Origin of the sequence: Flavobacterium bernardetii, assembly GCF_011305415.1 — a bacterium.
GTDB classification, from domain to species: domain Bacteria; phylum Bacteroidota; class Bacteroidia; order Flavobacteriales; family Flavobacteriaceae; genus Flavobacterium; species Flavobacterium bernardetii.
Genome location: NZ_JAANOQ010000004.1, coordinates 279,904 through 302,641 on the forward strand (window position 1 = coordinate 279,904; position 22,738 = coordinate 302,641).

Here is a 22,738-nt window from a genome sequence, read left to right on the forward strand (position 1 = left end):
GTACTTTAGTGTTTTTGTATGAACGTATTTTCTTATTTTGAAAGTAAACCTTCAATTTTATCGTCGAGTTTTTTTAATCTTTCGAATGCTTCTACCGTATCAGTAGAGGTATCTATTTGTGTTTGTTCTATTTGAGAAGCAAATTGTAAAGCGCACATAGCCAATACATCTTGCTTATCTCTTACGGCATAGCTGGCTTCAAATTTTTTTATAGTGGCATCTATTTTTTTAGACGCCGTTCTTAGACCTTCTTCCTGAGTGGTTTCCACTGTTAATGGATACACTCGGTCTGCAATTGAAATTTTTATTTTTAACTTTTCTGCCATAATTATTCAGAAAGTTGAGCTATACAATAGTCGATTTCTCTAATCAACGAATTTATTTTCAGTTTTGTTTCTTTCTTGTATTCTTCACTGCCTAGAAGAGAATTGGTAATTCGTAAGCTTTCCAACTCGTTTTTTAATGAGTTTACTTTCTCATTTTCGTGTTGGGCTGTCTGCTTTATTTCTCTCAATTCTTTAGATAAACTTTCGTTCAATTGCTCTAAATTTTCTATTTTTTTAGATAATTTAAAGAACTTTACTTCTAAAGAATCAATAACTTTTGACAATTCGCTCATTACAACTTAATTCTTTTCTTGATTTTACAAATTTAAAACTTCAATCTCGAAATCCAACACTTTTTTACAAAAATTATAAAGTTTTTTTCTCGAGTGTAATTTTTTTAATTTTCGTTTGGTTTTTTACTCTTAATGAAATCTAAAATTAAGGTAGCGATTAATTTTCCGGTTAAATGATTATTGTTAGATAAATCTAAATCTGGTGCGCCTTCACAGATGTGAAAATAACATGCATTTTCTTCTTTTCCAACTAAATGGATAAAATGACGTGCTTTTTCTACACTAAAACCACTTAATGTCATGGCACTACTTGGGATGTTTGGAATCGCATCTAAATCTAATTCTAAACCAAAAGGTGTGCTTGATATAAATTTTAATGCATTTGTGATTTCTGTTGAAAAACTTTTTGTTTTTCTAACAGCCATTTCTTCATAAGTAACATATTTTACCCGTTCTTCTATTGTTTTTAAGGTATTGAAAACACTTTTAGATACGAAATTTTCATGTAATCCGAAGATAAAATATTTTTTCAAAAAACCTTCTTCAAAAGCATAAGTAAAACCATTTCCGCTGTGACGACCTTCCATAATTCGGAAATCGGTATGGGCGTCAAAATTTATCGCATTTACTGGAATTCCTTTCGCTAAAGCCAATCCTTTTATATTTCCATAAGCGTTATTATGTCCGCCACCAATAATAATCGGAATTTTATTCGCTTTAATAATGGTGCTAATCACGAATGAAACATCTTTGTCTATATTTTCAACCAAACTAAAAAGTGTTTTTCGGTCTTCTTTGATTGTTGTATCTAAAGTTTTTGAAATTTCCATTTCTTTAGAGAAATCAATTTCTCCTAACGCAATTAATTCGCTTCCTTTACAAAATTTGTTGTGTTGGAAGTTAACTAAACTTTTCAATGTGCTTTCAAAAGCTGTTGCAGTTCCAGTTCGACCTAAGTTTGCTTTTACTCCAATATCTTCGGGTAAACCAATTAAAACGAATTTTGCTTCACAATTCGTAATAAATTCTATCCAATTTTCATCAATTGGAACAGTTATTATCTTTTCGCCAAACTTTATTTCACCACTTCTGTGCTGTGTTATTTTAGCTAAATCTTTAGAACTGAATACGTTTAATTTATCCATTTTGAAATTTAAATGTGTACCAAATATAATATTTTCAACATACATTACGTTATATAGTGATAGAAATAAATAAAATTTTATTTTTGTATAGAATAATAACCTAAATCAAACTAAATATGGAATTAAATCAATCAAATCCTCGAAATTCAGGATTAAAGGCTGCAATTGTAGTTTTAGCCTTGCTTCTAATGGGAAGTTTAGCGTATGTATATAAATTGAATCAAGACAAAAGCGCAGTTGATTCTAGTTTATCCAAAACGATGACAGAGAAAGAAAAATTCCAGTCAGAATTAGAGGCGAAAATTGCTGAATATGATACTGCAATAGCTGATAATACAGCTTTAAAAGGGGAATTGGAAGAAGAGCAAGCGAAAATTGTAGAATTATTAGAGAAAATTAAAAAATCTAATGGTAGTGTGGCTGAACTTTCTAAATACAAAAATGAGTACGTAAAGCTTAAACGCGAAATGGACAATTTGATTGCTGAAAATAATACACTAAAAGAAGCAAATGTTGGATTAACTAAAAATTTAGATAGTACTACTGTGTTGTTATCAAATGCAAAAACTGCAAATGATACATTGGCAGCAAAAAACGAAAACTTGTCTAAAACGGTTGAAAAAGCACAGAAATTATCAGTTTTAAACTTAACGACTTTAGCAGTTAAACAAAAAAGTTCAGGAAAACAAGTTGATACTGACAAAGCTACTAGAGCTGATGTTTTAAAAATTAGTTTTACAATTGCAGAAAATCAAGTGGCTAAAACTGGAGATAGATTATATTTTGTGCAAGTTATCGATAGTAAAAACAACGTTTTAGGAGAGAAAAAAACAGAAGCGTTTGGTTCTACTTATTTGCCATATAGTTTTCAAAAAACGGTTAAGTACGAAAATAAAACAGTACAAGTACAAGAAGATTTACCTGTAAAAAATATTACAGCTGGTTCTTACTTTGTAAATGTGTTTGATAAAAATGGAGAATTAGTTTCTAAAAACAGTTTTCAATTAAGGTAATAATTACAATTTGTAAAAAAACAAAAAAGGCTTCAGATTATTTGAAGCCTTTTTTGTTTTTTATATTATTCAGTAACGGTTGCCGTTTTAAATTTTTCATTAACTTTTTTCCAGTTAATTACATTAAAATAGGCATCGATATAATCTTTACGTTTGTTTTGGTATTTTAAATAATACGCGTGTTCCCAAACGTCTAAAGCTAAAATTGGTGTTCCTTTTATTTCTGCTTTTGACATTAAAGGATTGTCTTGGTTTGTAGTAGTTGAAATTATTAATTTTCCTGTTTTATCTTTCACTAACCAAACCCAACCTGAACCAAATAATTTTGTGGCACTGTCAGAAAATTGTTTTTTGAATTCATCATAAGAGCCGAAATCTTTGTTGATAGCTTCTAAAACTTCATCTGTTGCATCGCCACCATTTGCTGCCAATATTTCGAAAAAGAAATTATGATTGTAATAGCCACCAGCGTTATTTCTAATATCAGATTTATTCATATCTAATTTTTTTAGAATTTCTTCTATTGATTTAGATTCTAAATCTGTTCCTTTCACGGCTGTGTTTAATTTGTTGCAATATCCTACATGATGTTTCGAATAATGGGTTTCCATAGTTTTCGCATCAATAAATGGTTCTAAACCATTGTAAGCATAAGGTAGGCCTTTCATTTGAAAAGCACCTTCTTCATCATCTGCTTTTACATCAGCAGGATTCCCTATTGCAGCTTTTTCAACTTTTTCAGGTTCTGGAATTGTAACTTCAACTAATTCTTTATCTTTTCCGCAACTTGTAAAACCTACTATAGATGCAAAAGTTAACACTAGAATTCTGTTTTTCATTTTTTTATTATTTAGATTTTGTACAAAAATAAAAAAGATAAACATTACTGTCTATCTTTTAACATTTGATTTATAATTTCGATGTATTTTTCTTTAGCTTCACTAGCGCTAAGATGTCTTACTTGCATCCAAGCGTTTTGTTTAAAAGCAGTTACTACTTCATCTGATTCGTAACCGTGGTGACCATAACTTATGTTTTCTGAAAGTGCCTGTTTGTAATAGGCATAAAGAACTAGCTGAACATCTTGCGGTACAGAAGTTTTAGGAATTTTTTCGTTGGCATTACGAATCGCTTCCTGGAATCTTTCATCTAACGATAATTCGTTCATTTATTTTTTACTAATTATAGTTTTGTTTCCGATTGCTTTTTGTCCTAATTTCACATTGATTTCTGTTCCAATTGGGAAATATAAATCCACACGAGAACCAAATTTAATAAAACCAGCATCTTTTCCTTGAACAACTCTCATGCCTTCAACAGCATAATTTACGATTCTTTTAGCTAATGCACCAGCAATTTGGCGGTACATAATTTCACCGTACACTCTGTTTTCAATAACTACTGTAGTTCTTTCGTTTTCTTCGCTGGCTTTTGGATGCCATGCTACTAAAAACTTACCAGGGTGATATTTGCTATATTTCACAATTCCATTTACCGCATATCTTGTTACGTGAACGTTGATTGGCGACATGAAAATAGAAACCATTAATCTTTTATCTTTAAAATATTCTGGTTCGAAAACTTCTTCAATTACTACCACTTTTCCATCAACTGGAGCTAAAACGTGATTATCACTATTGTCAGCGACTCTTACTGGGTCTCTAAAAAATTGAAGAATCATTATTAAAAGAAAAAGTAATGTACATTGTACTATTATTCTTAAAACTGTGTTGTCATGCAACAAACTATCAACACCAAAAATACCTAAAACAGTAATTAAAGTTGAAATTAAAATGATTTTTGATCCTTCTGGATGAAACTTAAGCATAAGTAAAGTAAATTAAATATAAAACATATAAAAACGGAATCACAAAAATAACACTATCTAGTCGGTCTAAAATACCACCATGGCCAGGCATGATGTTACCGCTATCTTTTACGCCAGCTTCTCTTTTGAATTTAGATTCTACTAAATCACCAAGAGTACCAAATAATGCAATTATAATTGCTGTAATAATCCACAAAGTTACACTAAAAAAAGTATAAAATTGACTAATTATTATAGAAGCAATTATGGTAAAAATCATTCCGCCAATAAAGCCTTCAATGGTTTTTTTTGGTGAAACTCTTTCTAGTAATTTGTGCTTTCCAATAGATTTTCCTACCAAATAGGCAAATGTATCGTTACACCAAATCATTATAAAAATAGCTAAAACGATTTCGTATTTTGGTCCATCTTGTCCGAAATTTGGAATTGATAGCAATAAAATAAAAGGTAAAGTAACGTATAAAAACATATGACTATACGTTTTGTGGTATTTATGAAACGATTTGTCTTTAAATAAATTTATTAATAGTAAGATATTGAAAACCACACAACCAGAAGCGATGTAAATTAAATTTGCTGGCGGAAGTTGGCTTATGAAAAACAATACTGAAATTAAAATTCCTCCAATAGCAAATAAATAATAATATTTGTAATTGGTCATTTTAGAAAATTCATAAATACTTAAACACATAAAAACCGTGAATAAAATATGAAAGGTTATTGGCGAAAAAAGGGTGCAAAATATAAGTAATGCAATATACACTGCACCACTACTTGCTCTTGTTGCATTTTCACTCATTTTTATAAATCTTCTAATAGTATTAAGTATAAGTTTTTGTGGCAACTACCATAGTGAAGAAAATCTTCTTCTGTAGTCTTTTCAAAATACTTAATCGCAGTAATATTTGTTGGATATTCTTTGTCGTATTTGTTTTTAATGTTTCTTAAACTATCACCTTTTGTCATGGTTAACTGACTAGTGGAAGCAAAAACAATAATGTTTGTAGGTAATTCGTCTATTTTATGTTGTTTTAATTGTTTTGATGAGAATAGGATTGAACCTTCATCGGCAATTAAGTTTTCACATGGTGTAAAGAAGAAAGTTGGATTGGGAGCGTTTTTGTATTCTAATCTGTTTTCATCTAAAAAGTGAAATAATCTCGAATCAAAACATTTTACTTGATTTTCAAACCAATCATTTTCTTCTAAAATATTTTCAAAATTATCATGAACCTCACTCATACTAGAACAATAAATAAATTTTCCACCATTATTTTTAAAGTTAATGGTAAATAATTCGTCTACTGGTGTATTAATGTCTGGTGTATATTGGCTTTTAGAAACGTTTTTTTCTTGATGTTCTGCGTCGTCTTGATTGCCAAATATTTTTTTGAAAATATTCATTTTAGTTCTGTAAATATTCGTAAGCATCAAATATAAAAAAATCTTAACTTAAAATTACTTCTAGGTTAAGATTTTTTATACAATAGATTGTTAATAACTTATTCGGGTGTAATTTCTGAATTTGTTTCTGAAATAATCTCCGTCATTGTTTCTGGTTTTACTTCTTCAATATCAAAAGGTCTCTTTCCGAAAATAGTTTCTAAATCGTCTTTAAAAATAACTTCTTTTTCAATTAAAATATCAGCTAACGCTTCTAATTTAGTTCTGTTCTCCGTTAAAATATCAATGGCTCTTTGGTATTGTGCTTCAATTAATCCAGAAATTTCGGCATCAATTACTTTTGCAGTGTCATCTGAATAAGGTTTCGAGAAATTATAATCAGATTGTCCTGAAGAATCGTAATACGTAATGTTCCCGATTTTATCGTTTAAACCATATACAGTAACCATTGCACGAGCTTGTTTGGTAACTTTTTCTAAATCTGAAAGCGCACCTGTTGAAATTTTATCGAAAACTACTTTTTCAGCCGCTCTTCCGCCCATTGTAGCACACATTTCGTCTAACATTTGTTCAGTTCTGACGATTTGTCTTTCTTCTGGTAAATACCAAGCAGCACCTAAGCTTTGTCCACGAGGAACAATAGTAACTTTAACTAAAGGCGCAGCATGTTCTAACATCCAACTTACGGTGGCATGTCCAGCTTCATGAATAGCAATAGCGTGTTTTTCTGCTTTTGTAATGATTTTATTTTTCTTTTCTAAACCACCAACAATTCTGTCAACAGCATCTAAGAAATCTTGTTTATCTACAGCTTTTTTGTCTTTTCTTGCAGCTACTAAAGCGGCTTCATTACAAACATTTGCAATATCAGCACCAGAAAAACCAGGTGTTTGTTTTGCTAAAAACTCCACATCTAATGTTTCTGATTTTGTAATAGGTTTTAAGTGTACTTCAAAAATTGCAGCACGTTCTCTGATATCTGGTAAGTCAACATAAATTTGTCTGTCAAAACGTCCAGCACGCATTAATGCTTTGTCTAAAACATCTGCTCTGTTGGTTGCAGCTAAAACAATTACGTTTGAATTGGTACCAAATCCGTCCATTTCTGTTAGTAATTGGTTAAGAGTGTTTTCTCTTTCGTCATTACTTCCAGACATGTTGTTTTTTCCACGAGCTCTACCAACGGCATCAATTTCATCAATGAAAATAATAGCAGGTGCTTTGTCTTTGGCTTGTTTGAATAAATCTCTAACACGAGAAGCTCCAACACCTACGAACATTTCCACAAAATCAGAACCTGATAAAGAGAAGAAAGGTACGTTTGCTTCGCCAGCAACCGCTTTGGCTAATAAGGTTTTTCCAGTTCCTGGAGGCCCAACTAATAAGGCTCCTTTTGGAATTTTACCACCAATACTTGTGTATTTTTCAGGTGTTTTTAAGAATTCTACAATTTCTTGTATTTCTTCTTTCGCACCTTCTAATCCAGCAACATTTTCAAAAGTAACTTTTATGTCATTTTTTTCGTCGAATAATTTCGCTTTCGATTTTCCGATGCTAAATATTTGACCGCCACCACCAGCACCACCAGACATTCTTTTCGAAATGAAATAGAAAAATCCAATGAAAATTAAGGTTGGTAATAACAATCCAATCCATTCCCCCCAATTGCTTGTAGGTTTTAAATCGTATCCTGAAATTAATTTATTCTTTTTAGCTTCTTTTAGCTCATTTTGAAATAACTCTAAGCTACCCACATCTTTTACTAAATAATGTGGTCCTTTTTCTTGAGTTACTTTCTTTAATTCTTTGTCCGTAGAACTTTTATAAGCAGTTTTTTTCAAAGTAATTTCAGCTGTATTGCCGGAAGTACTTGTTAAAATGTCTACTTTTTCAATTTGATTCTTATTCAATAAATCATAAAAAGAAGAAATAGAAGTCGATTTCGGATAATTCATATCGAAACCACCATTAAAAAAGTTGATTAATAAAATTATTGAAACGGCTAATATTGGAAAAAACCAAGGCCCAAGTTTTACAACTTTAATAATTGGCTTGTTTTTGTTTTCGTTTTCTTTCTCTGACATAATTGTTTTAGAATTTGTTTTCTATTGAAGTGATTTTAGCATCACCCCAAAGACTTTCAATGTTATAATACTCTCTAATGTGTTTTTGAAATACGTGAACTACTACATTTACATAATCCATTAATACCCATTCTCCAACGTCAGTTCCTTCAACATGCCAAGGTTTGTCTTTTAATTCTTTAGACACACCTTTTTGTATTGAACCTACAATTGCATTTACTTGGGTATTTGAATTACCATTGCAAATTACAAAATAATCACAAACGCTATTGTCAATCCCTCTTAAATCAAGAATATCAATATCTAATCCTTTTACATCTTCTATCCCTTTGATGATACTTGCTAGTAAATCATCTGTGCTAATATTTTTCGTCATCTATTATTTATTCGTTTTGTGCAAAGGTATCATTTTTTGTCTTTATTTTTGTAACTTCAATTAAGTAATAACAAAATTTCTTATATGCATATTATCAAACTCCCTGCCATTGATTCTACAAATAGCTATTTAAAAGAATTAATTACGAAACAAACTGTAGAAAATTTCACTGTTGTTGTGGCTGAAAACCAAACCAATGGGAGAGGACAACGAGGCGCAAATTGGGAAGTAGAAAGTGGTAAAAACCTTACTTTCAGTGTATTGATAAAAGATGTGTTGCTAAATTTCGAAGAAGTTTTCAATTTGAATGTGGTAGTTGCTGTTAGTTTATTTCAAGCATTTACAAATTTAAAAATTCCGAATTTATCTATAAAATGGGCAAACGACATTTTGGCAGATAAAAAGAAAATTTGTGGCATTTTAATTGAAAATCAGTTCAAAAGTAATTCAGAAATACTTTCTGTCATAGGAATTGGCATAAATGTGAACCAAGAAAATTTTTCAAATTTGCCACAAGCAAGTTCTTTAAAAAAGATTTCTGGACAAGAATGGCATAAAGAGGAAGTATTGCTAAATTTCTTAAACCAATTTCAAAACAACATCAATTTATATAAAAACGAAGGTGCCACATATTTTTGGGAAGTTTATCAAGAAAATTTATTCAAAAAAAATGTACCTATGGCTTTTGAAAACTCATCAAGTGATAAATTTATGGGAATAATCAAACAAGTATTGCCAAATGGTTTGTTACAAATTGAACTTGAAGATGAAAGTTTACAGCTTTTTGACATTAAAGAAATCAAAATGTTGTATTAACTTCCAGCTTCCATCTTCCAGCTTCCCCCTACAAATATTAAATTTTGTTAAAATAGTTACTCTTTATTTTCAATTCTGTACATTTGCACTACTTTAAAAAAAGACAACATTTTATGTTACAGAAATTACTTTCCGCACTATATTCTACACGCTTAATGGCACTTTTATTTATTGGTTTTGCAGCAGCAATGGCAGCAGGAACATTCATTGAAGATGCGTATAATACAGAAACTGCTCGAATTTTAATTTACAACACTTGGTGGTTTGAAGCCATTATGTTGTTTTTCTTAATTAATTTTTTCGGAAATATCAAACGTTACCAATTGCATAAAAGAGAAAAATGGGCGACTTTATTATTACACTTGTCGTGGATTTTTATAATAATTGGTGCTTTTGTAACTAGATATATTAGTTACGAAGGTTTAATGCCAATTCGTGAAGGTGCAACAGCTAATACGGTATATTCAGATATGCCACATCTTACTCTGTTTGTTGATGGAGATTATAAAGGTGAGATGAAACGTAAAACCATTGAAAAACAATTATTACTTTCTCAAGCTGTAAATAATTCATTTTCATATTCTGATGAGTTTTCAGATATTCCATATAAAATTGAATTACAAGAATTTATTATGAATGCTTCTGAAACATTCAAACCAGATGCAAAAGGCGATTTATATATTAAATTAGTGGAAGCAAGTGGTGGAAGTAGAAAAGAGCATTATTTGCGTGATGGTGAAGTGAAAAACATCAGTAACGTATTATTTGCGTTCAATAAATTTACACAAGGCGCTATAAACATTACTAAAATTTCAGCTGCATATACAATTCAAACGCCTTTTGAGGGTAACTATATGCGAATGGCAGATAAAATGCAAGGTACAATCGCAAAAGACCAACCAAGTCCGTTAATGTTCCGTTCGTTATATAATGCTGGTGGAATACAGTTTGTACTTCCTGAATTAGCTCAAAATGGAAAAGTAGTTTTAGCATCAAATGGCGATTATAAAGACAAAAAAACAGATGATGCCATTGTAGTAAAAGTGACTTCTCAAAACAAAGAAGAAATCGTAACACTTAAAGGTTCTAAAGGAAAACAAGGTGAACCAGATAGTTTTAAAATGGGTAAATTAGATTTCACTTTAATGTATGGAAGTAAAGTTCATACGTTGCCTTTTTCTATAAAATTGAATGATTTTGTGGCAGAAAAATATCCTGGAACAGAAAAAAGCTATTCAGCATTTAAAAGTAAAATCGAAATTCAAGATAAAGAATTGTCAAAAACGTTTACAGATAGTGTTTTCATGAATAATATTTTAGATTATAGAGAATTCCGTTTTTTTCAAGCAAGTTTTGATGAGGATGAAAAAGGAACGGTACTTTCTGTAAATCACGATTTCTGGGGAACTTGGATTACTTACATAGGTTACTTCTTATTATACTTTGCTTTAATGGCGATTTTATTTGATAAAAATACAAGATTTAATGATTTAAAAGTGAAAGTGGATAAAATTCGTGCGAAAAAAGCTGCGTTGACTGTACTTTTATTCTTCTTCGGATTAGTTGGTTTTGCTCAAGATAATCATACCAATCACGACGGACATAATCACGGAACAGAACCACATCAGCATGACACTTCGGTTCAAAAACCAAAAATGCCAACGGTTGCAGAATCTTTAAAAGAGATTAAAAAATATATGGTTTCTCCGGAGCATGCGGAAAAATTTGGAAGATTAGTCATCCAAGATGTTAAAGGAAGAATGAAACCTGTGAATACTTTTTCGTCTGAATTATTGCGAAAAATATCTAAAAATGATAAGTTTGAAGGGTATACTTCAGATCAGGTTTTAATTTCAATGAATCAATTTCCTGAGTTTTGGTACCAAATTCCAATTATTCATTTAGAAAGAGGAAACGACAGTATTCGTAAGATTATTGGTGTAGATAAAGAAGCAAAATATGCACCGTTAATTAGTTTTTTCGATGATTTTGGAAATTATAAATTGCAAAAACAAACAGATGAAGCGTATAAAGAAGTTGTGCCAAATAAGTTTCAAAAAGATTTTATAGCTGCAGATAATAAAGTAAATTTATTGTATTCGGCTATCAGCGGACAAATTTTACGATTTTTTCCACTTCCTAAAGACGCCAACAACAAATGGGCTTCTTTTTTAGAATTGCAACATCCAACGAAAACAAATTTAGATATTGTTAAAAATATCATTCCATTTTATTTTAGCGAAGCTGCGAGAGCTTCACAATCTAAAAATTACAAAAACGCCGAAAGTTTACTAAAAGGTTTATCAGATTATCAAAAGAAATTTGGTGGAAAAGTAATGCTTTCGGAAGATAAATTAGAGGCTGAAATTCAATATAACAAATACGATATTTTCAAAAAATTATATACATATTACGCTTTAGTAGGAATTCTAATGTTCATTTTTGTAATTGTTCAAATTTTCAACAAAAAGAAATGGGTAAATTATGTAGTGAAGTTTTTCCACGGAACTATTATTTTACTATTCCTTTTACATTTAGCTGGATTAATTGTTCGTTGGTATATTTCTGGTCATGCACCTTGGTCTGATGCCTATGAAAGTATGATTTATGTGGCGTGGGCAACTATGTTTTTTGGTGTAGCTTTCGGAAGAAAATCGGAACTTACAGTTGCTTCAACAGCATTTGTAACAGCTATGGTTTTATGGGTTGCACATTTGAACTGGATGGATCCAAGTATTGCAAATTTAGTTCCTGTATTAAATTCTTATTGGTTAATGATTCACGTGGCTGTTATTGTAGGAAGTTACGGGCCATTTACACTAGCGATGATTTTAGGATTAGTGTCTTTGTTTTTGATGATTTTCACGAACAAAAAGAACAAATCTAAAATGGAATTAAACATCAAAGAAATCACATATATCAATGAATTAGCTTTAACCGTTGGTTTAGTAATGCTTACAATTGGTAATTTCTTAGGTGGACAATGGGCCAACGAAAGTTGGGGCCGCTACTGGGGTTGGGATCCAAAAGAAACTTGGGCACTAATTAGTATCATGATTTATGCATTCGTAATTCACGCCAGATTTGTGCCTGCTTTACGTGGATTATTTGCATACAACTTCATGTCGGTTTTAGCTTTTGCTAGTATCTTAATGACGTATTTTGGTGTAAATTTCCACTTGAGTGGATTGCATTCTTATGCTTCTGGTGAACAACAAAATGTAGTTTATTACGGTTATGCCTTAGCAGTTGTTTTAGCTATTTCAGCGATAGCTTTCGTTCAGTATAAAAGATTTTACAAAAAGAAATAAATATAAAGTTTACTTTAAAAAGACAACCTGACAGATTTAAAAACCTGTCAGGTTTTTTTGTATAATAATTTCACTTTTTTGTCGTTATTTCTTAATATGCAATTTTACTATGAAGCAAAAAATAATCATCATCTTATCCGTTTTAGGAATCGTATTGTTGTCTAATTTTTATTTGAAAAGTACTTCAGTTAATAGTGAAACTTCGAATAGAATCGTAGACAAAACTTTAAGTAAGGCAGAAGAAATAAAAGCATTTCTAAAAAAGAATTCTAAATATAATAAAGAGGTGTTTTTTCTTTTAGATATGAGAATTCCATCTAATAAATATCGTTTTTTTGTTTATGATACGAAGAAAAACCAAATTACAGATTCTGGTTTAGTGGCTCATGGTTCTGGTTCAGTAACAGTAACGGGTGAATTGCAATTTAGTAATACCGATGGTTCATTAATGACTTCATTAGGTAAATATTATATTGGAAATTCATATAATGGAACTTTCGGTAAAGCTTATAGAATGTATGGTTTAGATACTTCAAATAGTAATGCATTTTTGAGAAATATTGTATTGCATTCTCATAAAAAAATGCCTTATGAAGAACAAATTTCTCCTATTGTTTTAAGTTGGGGTTGTCCGATGTTAAACGAAAAATTCTATTTACGAATTCAAGATGTTTTAGATAAATCGGATAAAAATGTACTGATGTATATTTATTATTAGTTTTACTTTTAATACAACATTAACTTTTGTTTTCTGTTTCTTTTCTTACATTTGAGAAATAAAAATACTTGTTTATGAAATTATTTCACACTTTCACAGGAATTGTAATGGTTGCATTGGCTTGCAATACTAAAAACGAAGATAAAAAAGCAGAAAATTGGGAACATTTCGTGGAAAATACGAACGAAAATCCTTTATCAGAAACTTCTAAAATTAATGCTATGGAACAAGGTTCAATTTATACTTTTAAAGTAAAAGATTTATCAGGAAATGAGTTTGATTTCGCTTCTCTAAAAGGAAAAAAAATACTAATTGTAAACACGGCATCAGAATGTGGGTTAACACCACAATATGAACAATTACAAGCGATTTACGAAAAATACCAAGACAAAAATTTTGTAATTGTAGGTTTTCCAGCCAATAATTTTGGCGCACAAGAACCAGGAACAAATGCAGAAATTGGTGCGTTTTGTAAAAAGAATTATGGTGTGACTTTTCCAATGATGGAAAAAATTTCAGTCAAAGGAAGCAACCTGCATGAAGTGTATCAATTCTTAACTCAAAAAGCTAAAAACGGATTGGAAGACAGCGAAGTAGAATGGAATTTTCAGAAATATTTAATTGATGAAAACGGACATTTAGTTGATGTAATCTCTCCAAGAGTTTTACCAAACGACAGTTCAATTACCAATTGGATTGAAGGGAAATAATTTTTAGTTTTAAGTTGTTAAAATTCCAAATTTCGATATATTGAGATTTGGAATTTTTTTTTAAACTTTACTAAAGCATCTTTTGCATAAAAACCGAATGCAACCAACGGTTAAATTTAAAGCCAGATTCTTTTATAAAACCCGCCTTTTCAAATCCGTATTTTTCGTGAAAAGCTATACTACTTTCGTTTTCTGAATCAATTACTCCAATCATCGTGTGTAAACCTTGAGTTTTCGCTAAAGCAATTAATTCGGTTAATAACATATTCCCAATTCCTTTTCCAATGAAGTTTTTATTTGCATAAACAGAATGTTCGACGGTCAATTTATAAGCTTCTCTAAAACGAAATTCGCTATAATAGCCAAATCCAACAACTTCATTGTTCATTTCCGCTACAATAATTGGAAAGTCTTTTTGTAATTTATCTTCAAAAATAGCCAATTGTTGCGCTAAAGTTCTCGGTTGATAATCATACAAAGCCACACCGTTTAAAATTTGGTCATTGATGATTTCTAATATGGCTGGGCAATCTTCGGTTTTGTAGGTTCGAATTATCGGGTTCATTTTGAAGTATTTATTTATCTGATAAAAGTATAAAAAATGTGGGTAAATTAGTAAATTTGTAATTGAAAATTTAATTCCAAACCACATCAATTGAAAGCCAACTTATACCCAAAAATACCATTAGCGCAAGCTGTTATTGAAATTTTTCGTCAAAAAGAAATTCAGCATATTGTAATTTCTCCAGGTTCGAGAAATGCGCCTTTAACTATCGGATTTACAAATCATGATGGTTTTACGTGTTATAGCATTGCCGATGAGCGTTGTGCGGCGTTTTTTGCTTTAGGTTTGGCGCAACAATTGCAAAAACCTGTGGCTGTTGTTTGTACTTCGGGTTCTGCGTTGTTGAATTATTATCCAGCTGTTGCTGAAGCATTTTATAGTCAAATTCCTTTATTAGTCGTTTCAGCCGATAGACCTCAAAATAAAATCGACATTGGAGACGGACAAACGATTCGTCAAGAAAATGTTTTTGCCAATCATATTGTTTTTTCTGCCAATTTAACCGAAAATGCTTCTGAGGAAAATGCCAATTTAATAGTTTCGGCGATTGAAATAGCTATTTCTCAAAAAGGTCCAGCACATATTAATGTTCCTTTTGAAGAACCTTTATACGAAACACTTCTAGAGCCAACTTATGTTCCTAAAATTACTGTTTCGAATAATGAAAAACTAAAATTTAATTTAAATGCGAAGTTCGTTTCAGAATGGCATTCTGCAAAAAAGAAATTGATTTTAGTAGGCGAGTTGTTGCCGAATTCTATCGAACAAAAATATATTGAATTTTTAGCGCAAGACGAAAGTGTTTTGGTGCTTTTAGAGAAAACGTCCAACTTACATCATCCAACTTTTATTGATAGAATTGATACTTTAGTTACGACATTTTCTGAAGAAGATAAACTGAATTTTCAACCAGATATTCTACTAACTTTTGGTGGAATGGTAGTTTCTAAACGAATTAAAGCTTTCTTAAGAAGTTATCAACCGAAACAACATTGGCATGTAGATGAACTTCGTGCGTATGATACATTTGGTTGTTTGTCAGAACATTTTCAAACGAATATTTCTAGTTTTTTTAATCAATTGTTAGTTGAAGATAATATCATTGAATCAAAATATAAATTTGATTTTCAAACCATTTGGCAAGATAGATTAACAAAGCACGATAATTATATATCACAAATTCCGTTTTCGGATTTTAAAGTGTTTGATTTTTTAAGTCGAAATTTACCTGAGCATATTCAGTTGCAAGTCAGTAATAGTTCACCGATTCGTTATATTCAGTTGGTCAATATGAATAAAACGATTGAAGTGTTTTGCAATCGTGGAACAAGTGGAATCGATGGAAGCACGTCAACGGCAATTGGAGCTGCTGTAGCGAATGAAAAACCAACAATCCTAATTACGGGTGATATTAGTTTTCTGTACGATAGCAATGCGTTATGGAACAATTACATTCCTAAAAATTTCAAAATTATTTTGATAAATAATAACGGTGGCGGTATTTTCAGAATTTTACCTGGTCATCAAGAAACGGAAACGTTTAATACTTTTTTCGAAACCTCACATCACTTAACGGCGGAGCATTTAGCAAAAATGTATCAATTGAATTATGTTTCTGTACAAGATGAAAACGAGTTGCAATCGGTTTGGAATACTTTTGTTTCAGACGAAACTTCACCAGCAATCTTAGAAATTTTCACTCCAGAAAAATTAAATAACTCTGTTTTATTGGATTACTTTAAGAATTTGTAATTTTCTTAAAGCTTTTATTTTCGTTCTTTTTTGTCTTTTTTATTTTCATTATTAAAAGGTTAAGTTTTATTTCAAATTCTTTATTTTTTAAGTAAATTATTGTAAGTTTGAAAGATAACTAACAAAAAAACAAACAATTATGAGTAAAAGAGATGAATTAATAGTAAAGTATGCTGCAGATTTAAAAGACAAATGTGGTGTATCTGCTGATATGGATTTATTAACTAAAGTAGTTATTGGTTGTGGTCCATCTATTTATAATGCAGATTCTTCAACGGTTTCAGGAACAGATGAAAAAGAATTAGCAACTGTAAAAAACAATTTCTTAATTAAGAAATTAGGTTTAAGTGATGGTGCAGATTTAGATAAAGGAATTGATGCGGTAATTGAAAAATACGGTCGTTCTAATAGAAGTAAATACAGAGCTGTAGTGTATTATTTATTAGCGGTTCACTTCAAAAAAGAATCGGTTTACAAATAAAAATATATAAAAAAATCCTGAATGAAAGTTCAGGATTTTTTGTTTTATTACACTTCATATAATTCAATAGGTAATTGATCTGGATCTTCAAAAAAAGTAAATCTTTTTTGGGTGAATTCGTCAATTCTTATCGGTTCAGTTTTAATGTTGTATTTTGATAAAGTTTCTATAGTACTTTGAATATCATCTACTTCAAAAGCAAGATGACGTAAACCGCAAGCTTCTGGTCTGGAAGTTCTTTCTGGCGGATTCGGAAAGGAGAACAATTCGATACAATAATTCCAATTTAATGCTAAATCCAATTTGTAGGATTGTCTTTCTTTACGGTAAACTTCTTGCTTGATTTCGAACCCTAAAATCTCCGTATAAAAGTGTTTAGATTTTTCGTAATCCGAACAAATAATAGCAATGTGATGAATTTTTTTAAGCATTTTAAAGTGTTTGATTTTTTATGGCTGATAGAAAAACAAATATATAAATTTTAGCATAAAAAAATCCCCAATTATATAATTGAGGATTTCGTTTTATTTTTTCAATTTTTCAATTTTTTGTTTGGCATATTCTTTAGATTCTTCATCGCCATATTTTATTACTTTTTCGTAATATTCTATAGCTCTTTTTTTGTCGTCTTTTAAATAATATGCATGAGCAATATTAGCTAAAACAATAGTGTCTTTTGGGTTTATTTTTTCAGCTTTTTGTAAAACCTCTAAGCCTTTATCGTATTCTTTAGTTAACAAGTAAGTTATAGAAAGATTAGATAAATTTTCAACATTGTCTGGATAATGAGCGATAACTTCATTAGCAATATCTCTCATATTTACCAATAAGGCATCGTTTTCGGTATTAAATAATTGCATTTGATACGTTTGAAGTGAAGAAAGAAAAAACTCTTTTCCACCTTCACGAGTTGTATTGTTTGTCCAAGTCCAGTTGTTATTATTCAATGAAGAATGTTTTACAGCGTCGATAATTTCTTTTGTAAAGCCATCCCAATTTTCTATCAAACCTAAAAAGTAAATTTTTCCAAATCGCATGTCTAATCTGTTTGGATGTAAAGAAATTCCTTGGTCAATTTTGGTAATAGCTTTTTTTACGAAATCAGCATCATAATAAGTTTGGCTACCAATATATCCAGCTTCTTTATTTGTACTGTCATTTAAAGCTAAACTTTCGCCTTTAGGTTGTTCTTTAGTTAAAGAAAGCATTTCCTTTTTAGCGTTAAGTGCATAATAGTTGAAAAAACTGGTATATAATTCCGGATTTTTCGGTTCAGCTTTTTCCCATTTTCTTAAAGTTTTCAATTGATTGACAGTGTCTTTTATATCAAAATATTTTTTAAAATCGTCTTGAAAATTTTGAGCGAAAATTAAACTTTGAAAACTTAAAAAAAAGAATAATAAAGAGTATTGTTTCATAAAATTTGAACTGTTTTATTTAGTGTTTTTGCCGTCTTTAAACTTGAATTTTTCGACAGGATTTTGTTTGGCTGGTTTTTTATCGTTGCCAAATTTGTTCTTTCCAAAAGCAGGTTTTTTATCTGAACTTTCTCCTGTTTTAGGTTTAAATTCTTTTTTGTCACCGTCTTTTGTAAATGGTTTTTTATCGCCAGTTCTTGGTTTAAATTGCGTTTTACTATCCGTTTTATTGTAAGGTTTCTTCGGTTCGTAAATGGTTTTGTCTGTTCTTTCCGTTTGTGTTTCGTAATCTTTGTGCGATTTGATTACTTCACGTGGATTTTTCGGATTTTCCTTCGTACCACGTAAATGAATAATTAATCCATTTAAGAAATTACGTAAAACCTGATCGCCACATTCCATGAAATTAGAGTGATCTTCCGCACGGAAAATGTCACCTAATTCGCCTTTCGACATTTTAAAATCTACTAGGTTTAAAATTTCAACTATTTGGTCGTCACGTAATTGTAAGGCTACACGTAGTTTTTTGAAGATATCGTTATTATTCATATTTTTAAGTTTTATTTGTTAACTCTTCTACTTTGTTCAGAGTGACACTTGTAATTATTTTTAGAAAAGCCAAAGATACGCTTTTGCAAACGCATTTCGCCATAATTTTGCGTTATGTTCTCCATCTTTTACAATTACTAATTTATTTAGTTTCTTGCATTCACATCGTTTGGAGTTGATCAAGGTTTCCATTTCTTTCATATTTGAAACCATATTTTCCTTGTCTTCTTTATCGCCACAAAGTAAATAAATTTTTGCATCCAACTTTGGCATCTTTTCCATTTTCTCAACGATATTCGACTTATTAACCCAAAATGCAGGAGAGAAGCAACCTACTTTTCCAAATACATCTGGATATTGTAAAGCCGCATAAAAAGAAACCAATCCGCCAAGCGAACTACCCCAAATGCAAGTGTTTTTAGCATTAGTTTTCGTTCTGTAAGTTGAATCTATTTGTGGTTTTAACGTTTTTACGATAAATTCTAAATAAGCATTTGCATTTCCGCTATTTCTGTATTTTTCGTTTTTGTAAGGTGTTAATTCTTCAATTCGTTTTTCATTTCCATGTTCAATGCCAATTACAATTACTTTGGCTTTCAAGCTATCTAACGTTTCTTCAACATTCCATTCACCGCCAAAAGAAGCTTCTCTGTCAAATAAATTTTGAGCATCGTGCATATAAATTACGGGATATTTTTTAGTTGATTTTTCGTAATTCAAAGGTAAATACACCCAAATTTTCTTTTTAGTTTGTAGTTGTGGCGCCTCAATATCGAAAGTAGAATATCGGTTTTGAGCTTTAATTTGAATTGTTGAAAAGAAAAAAAGGAATAGAAATAGTCTTAAAAATTGTTGCATTTTTTTATATTTGAAGAATATTATAAAAGTAATAATTTTGATGGAAACTACTCAAGAAAAAATTAGTTTGTTAAAAGAAATGATTTCGTTTGCTTTAATTGACGGTGAATTACACGACAGAGAATATGATTTCATTGAAATTGTAGCGTACGAATTAGGTATTGATAAAGAAACGTTGCATAAACTGTATGAAAATAAGGGCGAAGTCAATATAATCAAAGACGAATTGAATAGAATTTGTCAGTTTTACCGTTTGGCTTTATTGATGCGTTCAGACGATGTTTTGCACGAAAGAGAAAGAGTAAAAATCAACGAAATCGGAATTAATATGGGTTTAGATCCGTATGCTATGAAACGAGTTTTAAAACTTATAGAAGATTCACCTAATCATATGGTTGATGGTCAGACTTTAATTAGATTGTTTAGTGAGCAGTTGAATTAGGTTGTTTAAGAGTCAAGTAAAAAGTAAAAAGAGCCAAGTAAAAAGAGCTAAGTAAAAAGTAAAAAGAGCCAAGTAAAAAGGGATAAGTCAAAAGTATTAAAAGTTTGGCTCGATATTACCCATAAACTTGTTTTACTTAAAGCGACTTATTTATTTTTTTTCTACAAGAAAATATATATCAAACTAATAATCACAAGTAGAAAACAATTCGAAATGTGTACTTTTCCTTTATTCGATTTATCATTGCTAAAAAAGTATAAAGCAATAAAAAAGTTGAATAAAAACTGTCCGATTAAGCAAATAATCATAATCAAAAATTTCCCTAATCCTGAATAATGATGACCAGAATCCTCAATGCAATTAGAGGCAATTAGATATAAAATAAAAATTATAGAATTTGTTAATGTTGCTTGATAGAAGTACTTCATTTTAATGATTTAAATAAAGTGAAAGTATTGTAAAAAAAATGCTTAAAACAAAAACTATTGGTATGGTTAAAATATAGTTTTTAAGTTTTTTTCTCTCGTCTTGATGATTTGAAGCAGTATAAACTGATAAAAGAAAGAGGTGGATTAATGCATATAAAATAACATATAATAATGGACTTAACATTCCTTTTTCATGAGGTCTATTGAAGAAATAATCATAAAAATTTGCTCCTAAAGTATACATTAGAAGTATAAGAATTTGTCTTTTTAAAGTCTTATAAAAGTGGTTCATAATTTACTGAATGCTGCGGCTGAATACTTATTTAATAGGAATCCAAATTTCTTCTTCACTTTCTGGGTTTTCGTGTCCTAGATAGTTATCTCCCATTATTTCAAAATGAGGTCTGTTGTCTAATTGAAATCCTGAATTGGGTAACCATTCTCCATAAATATATTGGGCAGTTTCAGAAAACATTTCAGATGTCCCTTTATATAAAAACACAGCATATTTTTCCCCTGTAAGTTCTAGTTTTTCAAATCCATTAGGAATATTCTCAAAATCTTTAACTTCTACAGCGGCCCATTTTGTAAAAAGTGTTTCTGGAGTGAAATTCGTAAAATAATCTGCGTCATAAACTTGAATACAAAATATATCTGCACTTTTTGCATTCGTTATTTCTTTTAAGCGAGGCATTAATTGACTGAAAATGCTATATGTTTTATTATCTAATAAAGACATTTCAATTGAAAATCCTATTAGTTTTTTGGGCGGTATTGTAACAATTTTTGGAGTCATTTATAAAATAAAAATTCAAATATATAAAAATTCCCTGTAAATTGTTTTTTACAGGGAATCTATCAAAATAAAAAAGAGAAAATTAATTATTCGTTAAAAACTGATAAATTTCATCTTTTAAATGCACTCTCTTTTTTCTTAAATCATTCAAAGCATCATCTGAAGCAGGTTCGGTATCGCTTTCAATTCTATAGATTTCGTGATCTAATTCGTCAAATTCGTGAAACAATTTTTTAAAATGTGCATTTTCAACTTTTAAATTGCTAATTTTTGTTTCGTACTCTGGAAATTCCTGGGTTAAAATGTGTTTAGATATCATATTCTTTGTTTTAATTTACTATTCAAAGTTCTGATTAATAAATTACAATAAATATGATATTTGTCATGCTGTTATTTCCCTTGAATTCTAATCCAAAGTTTGCTAAAAATTTCCCCGTAATTTTTTGGTGGATTTTGCACTGCATAATAACTTCCATCTGGATTGATACACATTGGAAACGCAAATTTTGGACCTTTTTCATCCATACTCATCGGTCCGAATTTCGTCACATAAATTTTAATGACATCACCTTCTTTTTTAACTAATTCGTAACCTTGTGCGAAGTTGAAAAAAGGTTCTAATTCTGGTCTGCTTTTTAAGGCTGGAAGCAATTGATTTTCGCTTTTTACAAAATGAAAAGTAGTGTTCATTTGTTTATCGAAAATACTGTAATCGCTTAGGTAAAAACCTTCTTTTGTTTTAATTATCGCTTGCCATAAAAAGGTGTTGAATGGAGTAGGAGCGACATTCATTTGTTCATAAACGATATTTTTTTCTTGTAAAACCGTTTCGAATTTGTGGTAAACGATTTCTCTAACCACCAATCCCCAAAGTAAATAACCTGTTGAAAGTATCAAACTAATATTGATGATTTTGCTTCTTTTTGGATTTTTATTTTTCATTATCCACAAAGCAATTGAAGCAATTAATAGCGGAAGTGTAAAACCTAAATCTACAACAAAAACATTATTAAGGGAATAATACGATTTGGTTAATGGATATAAAATTCGTGTTCCGTAAGTGGTACATAAATCTAATAAAGGATGTGTGAAAAGGGCAACGAAACAAGCCCAAACCCATGAAATATAACTTGTGCTGTACTTTTTAGAAAGTAATTTACCCGCTAATAAACTCAGTAATATGGAGAAAAATATAGAATGTGAAAACGCTCGATGAATCGCTAATTGTTCTACACTATCAAAAAACGGATTTAATAAAACATCTAAATCAGGAATAGTTCCTAAAACAGCACCATAAACTAATGATTTTTTACCAATTTCTTTGTCTTTTACCAAGGCAAAAGTGACTGCGCCTAAAACGATTTGTGATAAAGAATCCATATTTTAGTGGTTAGTAAAGAGTGATTAGTGACTAGTTTTAAAGTT

The 22,738-nt window shown here is 30.3% G+C and carries 27 protein-coding genes; 8 read left to right on the forward strand and 19 right to left on the reverse strand.

Annotated elements, in window-relative coordinates:
* Window positions 1-32: 32 nt before the first annotated feature.
* From G6N05_RS09745 to G6N05_RS09755, 3 genes are all read right to left on the reverse strand, one after another.
* Window positions 33-326: a cell division protein ZapA gene (locus G6N05_RS09745; RefSeq protein ID WP_166127803.1), complete on the reverse strand. Its 294-nt coding sequence runs from the start codon at window positions 324-326 to the stop codon at window positions 33-35.
* A gap of 2 nt (window positions 327-328) precedes the next feature.
* On the reverse strand, window positions 329-619 hold the full coding sequence (locus tag G6N05_RS09750; protein WP_166127807.1) for a hypothetical protein: 291 nt from the start codon (window positions 617-619) through the stop codon (window positions 329-331).
* 104 nt (window positions 620-723) lie between these two features.
* Window positions 724-1,764: a formimidoylglutamase gene (locus G6N05_RS09755; protein ID WP_166127810.1), complete on the reverse strand. Its 1,041-nt coding sequence runs from the start codon at window positions 1,762-1,764 to the stop codon at window positions 724-726.
* Window positions 1,765-1,880: 116 nt separating this feature from the next.
* Between G6N05_RS09755 and G6N05_RS09760 the strand changes: the two genes are divergently transcribed.
* Window positions 1,881-2,777, forward strand: a complete 897-nt coding sequence (locus G6N05_RS09760) for a hypothetical protein (RefSeq protein WP_166127814.1) — start codon at window positions 1,881-1,883, stop codon at window positions 2,775-2,777.
* A gap of 65 nt (window positions 2,778-2,842) precedes the next feature.
* On the opposite strand, the gene G6N05_RS09765 is transcribed toward G6N05_RS09760, so the two are convergent.
* From G6N05_RS09765 to rsfS, 7 genes are all read right to left on the reverse strand, one after another.
* Complete coding sequence (locus tag G6N05_RS09765; protein WP_166127817.1) at window positions 2,843-3,616, reverse strand: superoxide dismutase; 774 nt, start codon at window positions 3,614-3,616, stop codon at window positions 2,843-2,845.
* 44 nt (window positions 3,617-3,660) lie between these two features.
* On the reverse strand, window positions 3,661-3,945 hold the full coding sequence (locus tag G6N05_RS09770; protein ID WP_166127821.1) for an acyl-CoA-binding protein: 285 nt from the start codon (window positions 3,943-3,945) through the stop codon (window positions 3,661-3,663).
* Window positions 3,946-4,605, reverse strand: coding sequence for a phosphatidylserine decarboxylase family protein (locus tag G6N05_RS09775; protein WP_166127824.1), 660 nt, complete (start codon window positions 4,603-4,605; stop codon window positions 3,946-3,948).
* Entirely contained in the window at window positions 4,598-5,404 is an 807-nt protein-coding gene (locus G6N05_RS09780; RefSeq protein ID WP_166127828.1) for a phosphatidate cytidylyltransferase, read from the reverse strand. Before G6N05_RS09780 ends, G6N05_RS09775 begins: the two co-directional genes overlap by 8 nt.
* Window positions 5,405-5,406: 2 nt before the next feature.
* On the reverse strand, window positions 5,407-6,009 hold the full coding sequence (locus G6N05_RS09785) for a lactate utilization protein B/C (RefSeq protein ID WP_166127832.1): 603 nt from the start codon (window positions 6,007-6,009) through the stop codon (window positions 5,407-5,409).
* 98 nt (window positions 6,010-6,107) lie between these two features.
* Window positions 6,108-8,093 (reverse strand): ATP-dependent zinc metalloprotease FtsH, encoded by a 1,986-nt coding sequence (ftsH, locus tag G6N05_RS09790; protein ID WP_166127836.1) that lies wholly within the window; start codon window positions 8,091-8,093, stop codon window positions 6,108-6,110.
* Between the two features lie 7 nt (window positions 8,094-8,100).
* Window positions 8,101-8,469: a ribosome silencing factor gene (gene rsfS / locus G6N05_RS09795; RefSeq protein ID WP_166127840.1), complete on the reverse strand. Its 369-nt coding sequence runs from the start codon at window positions 8,467-8,469 to the stop codon at window positions 8,101-8,103.
* An 84-nt stretch (window positions 8,470-8,553) separates the two neighbouring features.
* Here rsfS and G6N05_RS09800 point away from each other — a divergent pair, with 84 nt between their 5' ends.
* From G6N05_RS09800 to G6N05_RS09815, 4 genes are all read left to right on the forward strand, one after another.
* The gene (locus G6N05_RS09800; RefSeq protein ID WP_166127844.1) at window positions 8,554-9,285 is read left to right on the forward strand and encodes a biotin--[acetyl-CoA-carboxylase] ligase; all 732 of its coding nucleotides are present in this window, start codon (window positions 8,554-8,556) and stop codon (window positions 9,283-9,285) included.
* Between the two features lie 113 nt (window positions 9,286-9,398).
* Window positions 9,399-12,596 carry a cytochrome c biogenesis protein gene (ccsA, locus tag G6N05_RS09805; protein ID WP_166127847.1) on the forward strand — a complete coding sequence of 1,066 codons (3,198 nt, stop codon included), beginning with the start codon at window positions 9,399-9,401 and terminating at the stop codon, window positions 12,594-12,596.
* A gap of 109 nt (window positions 12,597-12,705) precedes the next feature.
* A complete protein-coding gene (locus G6N05_RS09810; RefSeq protein WP_166127851.1) occupies window positions 12,706-13,314 on the forward strand; it encodes a murein L,D-transpeptidase catalytic domain-containing protein in 609 nt (202 codons plus the stop codon).
* Between the two features lie 107 nt (window positions 13,315-13,421).
* The gene (locus tag G6N05_RS09815) at window positions 13,422-14,024 is read left to right on the forward strand and encodes a glutathione peroxidase (RefSeq protein WP_166128017.1); all 603 of its coding nucleotides are present in this window, start codon (window positions 13,422-13,424) and stop codon (window positions 14,022-14,024) included.
* 70 nt (window positions 14,025-14,094) lie between these two features.
* On the opposite strand, the gene G6N05_RS09820 is transcribed toward G6N05_RS09815, so the two are convergent.
* Window positions 14,095-14,589: a GNAT family N-acetyltransferase gene (locus G6N05_RS09820; protein WP_166127861.1), complete on the reverse strand. Its 495-nt coding sequence runs from the start codon at window positions 14,587-14,589 to the stop codon at window positions 14,095-14,097.
* Window positions 14,590-14,679: 90 nt separating this feature from the next.
* Between G6N05_RS09820 and menD the strand changes: the two genes are divergently transcribed.
* A complete protein-coding gene (gene menD, locus G6N05_RS09825; RefSeq protein ID WP_166127870.1) occupies window positions 14,680-16,341 on the forward strand; it encodes a 2-succinyl-5-enolpyruvyl-6-hydroxy-3-cyclohexene-1-carboxylic-acid synthase in 1,662 nt (553 codons plus the stop codon).
* Between the two features lie 139 nt (window positions 16,342-16,480).
* The gene (locus G6N05_RS09830; RefSeq protein ID WP_166127875.1) at window positions 16,481-16,822 is read left to right on the forward strand and encodes a DUF2853 family protein; all 342 of its coding nucleotides are present in this window, start codon (window positions 16,481-16,483) and stop codon (window positions 16,820-16,822) included.
* Between the two features lie 47 nt (window positions 16,823-16,869).
* Here the strand turns inward: G6N05_RS09830 and gloA2 are convergent, their stop codons facing one another.
* From gloA2 to G6N05_RS09850, 4 genes are all read right to left on the reverse strand, one after another.
* Complete coding sequence (gene gloA2, locus G6N05_RS09835; RefSeq protein ID WP_166127880.1) at window positions 16,870-17,253, reverse strand: SMU1112c/YaeR family gloxylase I-like metalloprotein; 384 nt, start codon at window positions 17,251-17,253, stop codon at window positions 16,870-16,872.
* A gap of 93 nt (window positions 17,254-17,346) precedes the next feature.
* Window positions 17,347-18,240, reverse strand: coding sequence for a tetratricopeptide repeat protein (locus G6N05_RS09840; RefSeq protein ID WP_166127885.1), 894 nt, complete (start codon window positions 18,238-18,240; stop codon window positions 17,347-17,349).
* Between the two features lie 15 nt (window positions 18,241-18,255).
* Window positions 18,256-18,789: a DUF1456 family protein gene (locus tag G6N05_RS09845; RefSeq protein ID WP_166127890.1), complete on the reverse strand. Its 534-nt coding sequence runs from the start codon at window positions 18,787-18,789 to the stop codon at window positions 18,256-18,258.
* A 60-nt stretch (window positions 18,790-18,849) separates the two neighbouring features.
* Window positions 18,850-19,647 carry an alpha/beta hydrolase gene (locus tag G6N05_RS09850; protein ID WP_166127894.1) on the reverse strand — a complete coding sequence of 266 codons (798 nt, stop codon included), beginning with the start codon at window positions 19,645-19,647 and terminating at the stop codon, window positions 18,850-18,852.
* Window positions 19,648-19,687: 40 nt separating this feature from the next.
* Between G6N05_RS09850 and G6N05_RS09855 the strand changes: the two genes are divergently transcribed.
* Window positions 19,688-20,089, forward strand: a complete 402-nt coding sequence (locus tag G6N05_RS09855) for an excinuclease ABC subunit B (protein ID WP_166127898.1) — start codon at window positions 19,688-19,690, stop codon at window positions 20,087-20,089.
* Between the two features lie 429 nt (window positions 20,090-20,518).
* Here the strand turns inward: G6N05_RS09855 and G6N05_RS09860 are convergent, their stop codons facing one another.
* From G6N05_RS09860 to G6N05_RS09875, 4 genes are all read right to left on the reverse strand, one after another.
* Window positions 20,519-20,809 carry a hypothetical protein gene (locus tag G6N05_RS09860; protein ID WP_166127902.1) on the reverse strand — a complete coding sequence of 97 codons (291 nt, stop codon included), beginning with the start codon at window positions 20,807-20,809 and terminating at the stop codon, window positions 20,519-20,521.
* Between the two features lie 27 nt (window positions 20,810-20,836).
* Window positions 20,837-21,313 carry a GyrI-like domain-containing protein gene (locus G6N05_RS09865; protein ID WP_166127906.1) on the reverse strand — a complete coding sequence of 159 codons (477 nt, stop codon included), beginning with the start codon at window positions 21,311-21,313 and terminating at the stop codon, window positions 20,837-20,839.
* A gap of 82 nt (window positions 21,314-21,395) precedes the next feature.
* Window positions 21,396-21,632 (reverse strand): YdcH family protein, encoded by a 237-nt coding sequence (locus G6N05_RS09870; protein WP_166127909.1) that lies wholly within the window; start codon window positions 21,630-21,632, stop codon window positions 21,396-21,398.
* Between the two features lie 71 nt (window positions 21,633-21,703).
* Window positions 21,704-22,693 (reverse strand): metal-dependent hydrolase, encoded by a 990-nt coding sequence (locus G6N05_RS09875; protein ID WP_166127913.1) that lies wholly within the window; start codon window positions 22,691-22,693, stop codon window positions 21,704-21,706.
* Between the last annotated feature and the right edge of the window lie 45 nt (window positions 22,694-22,738).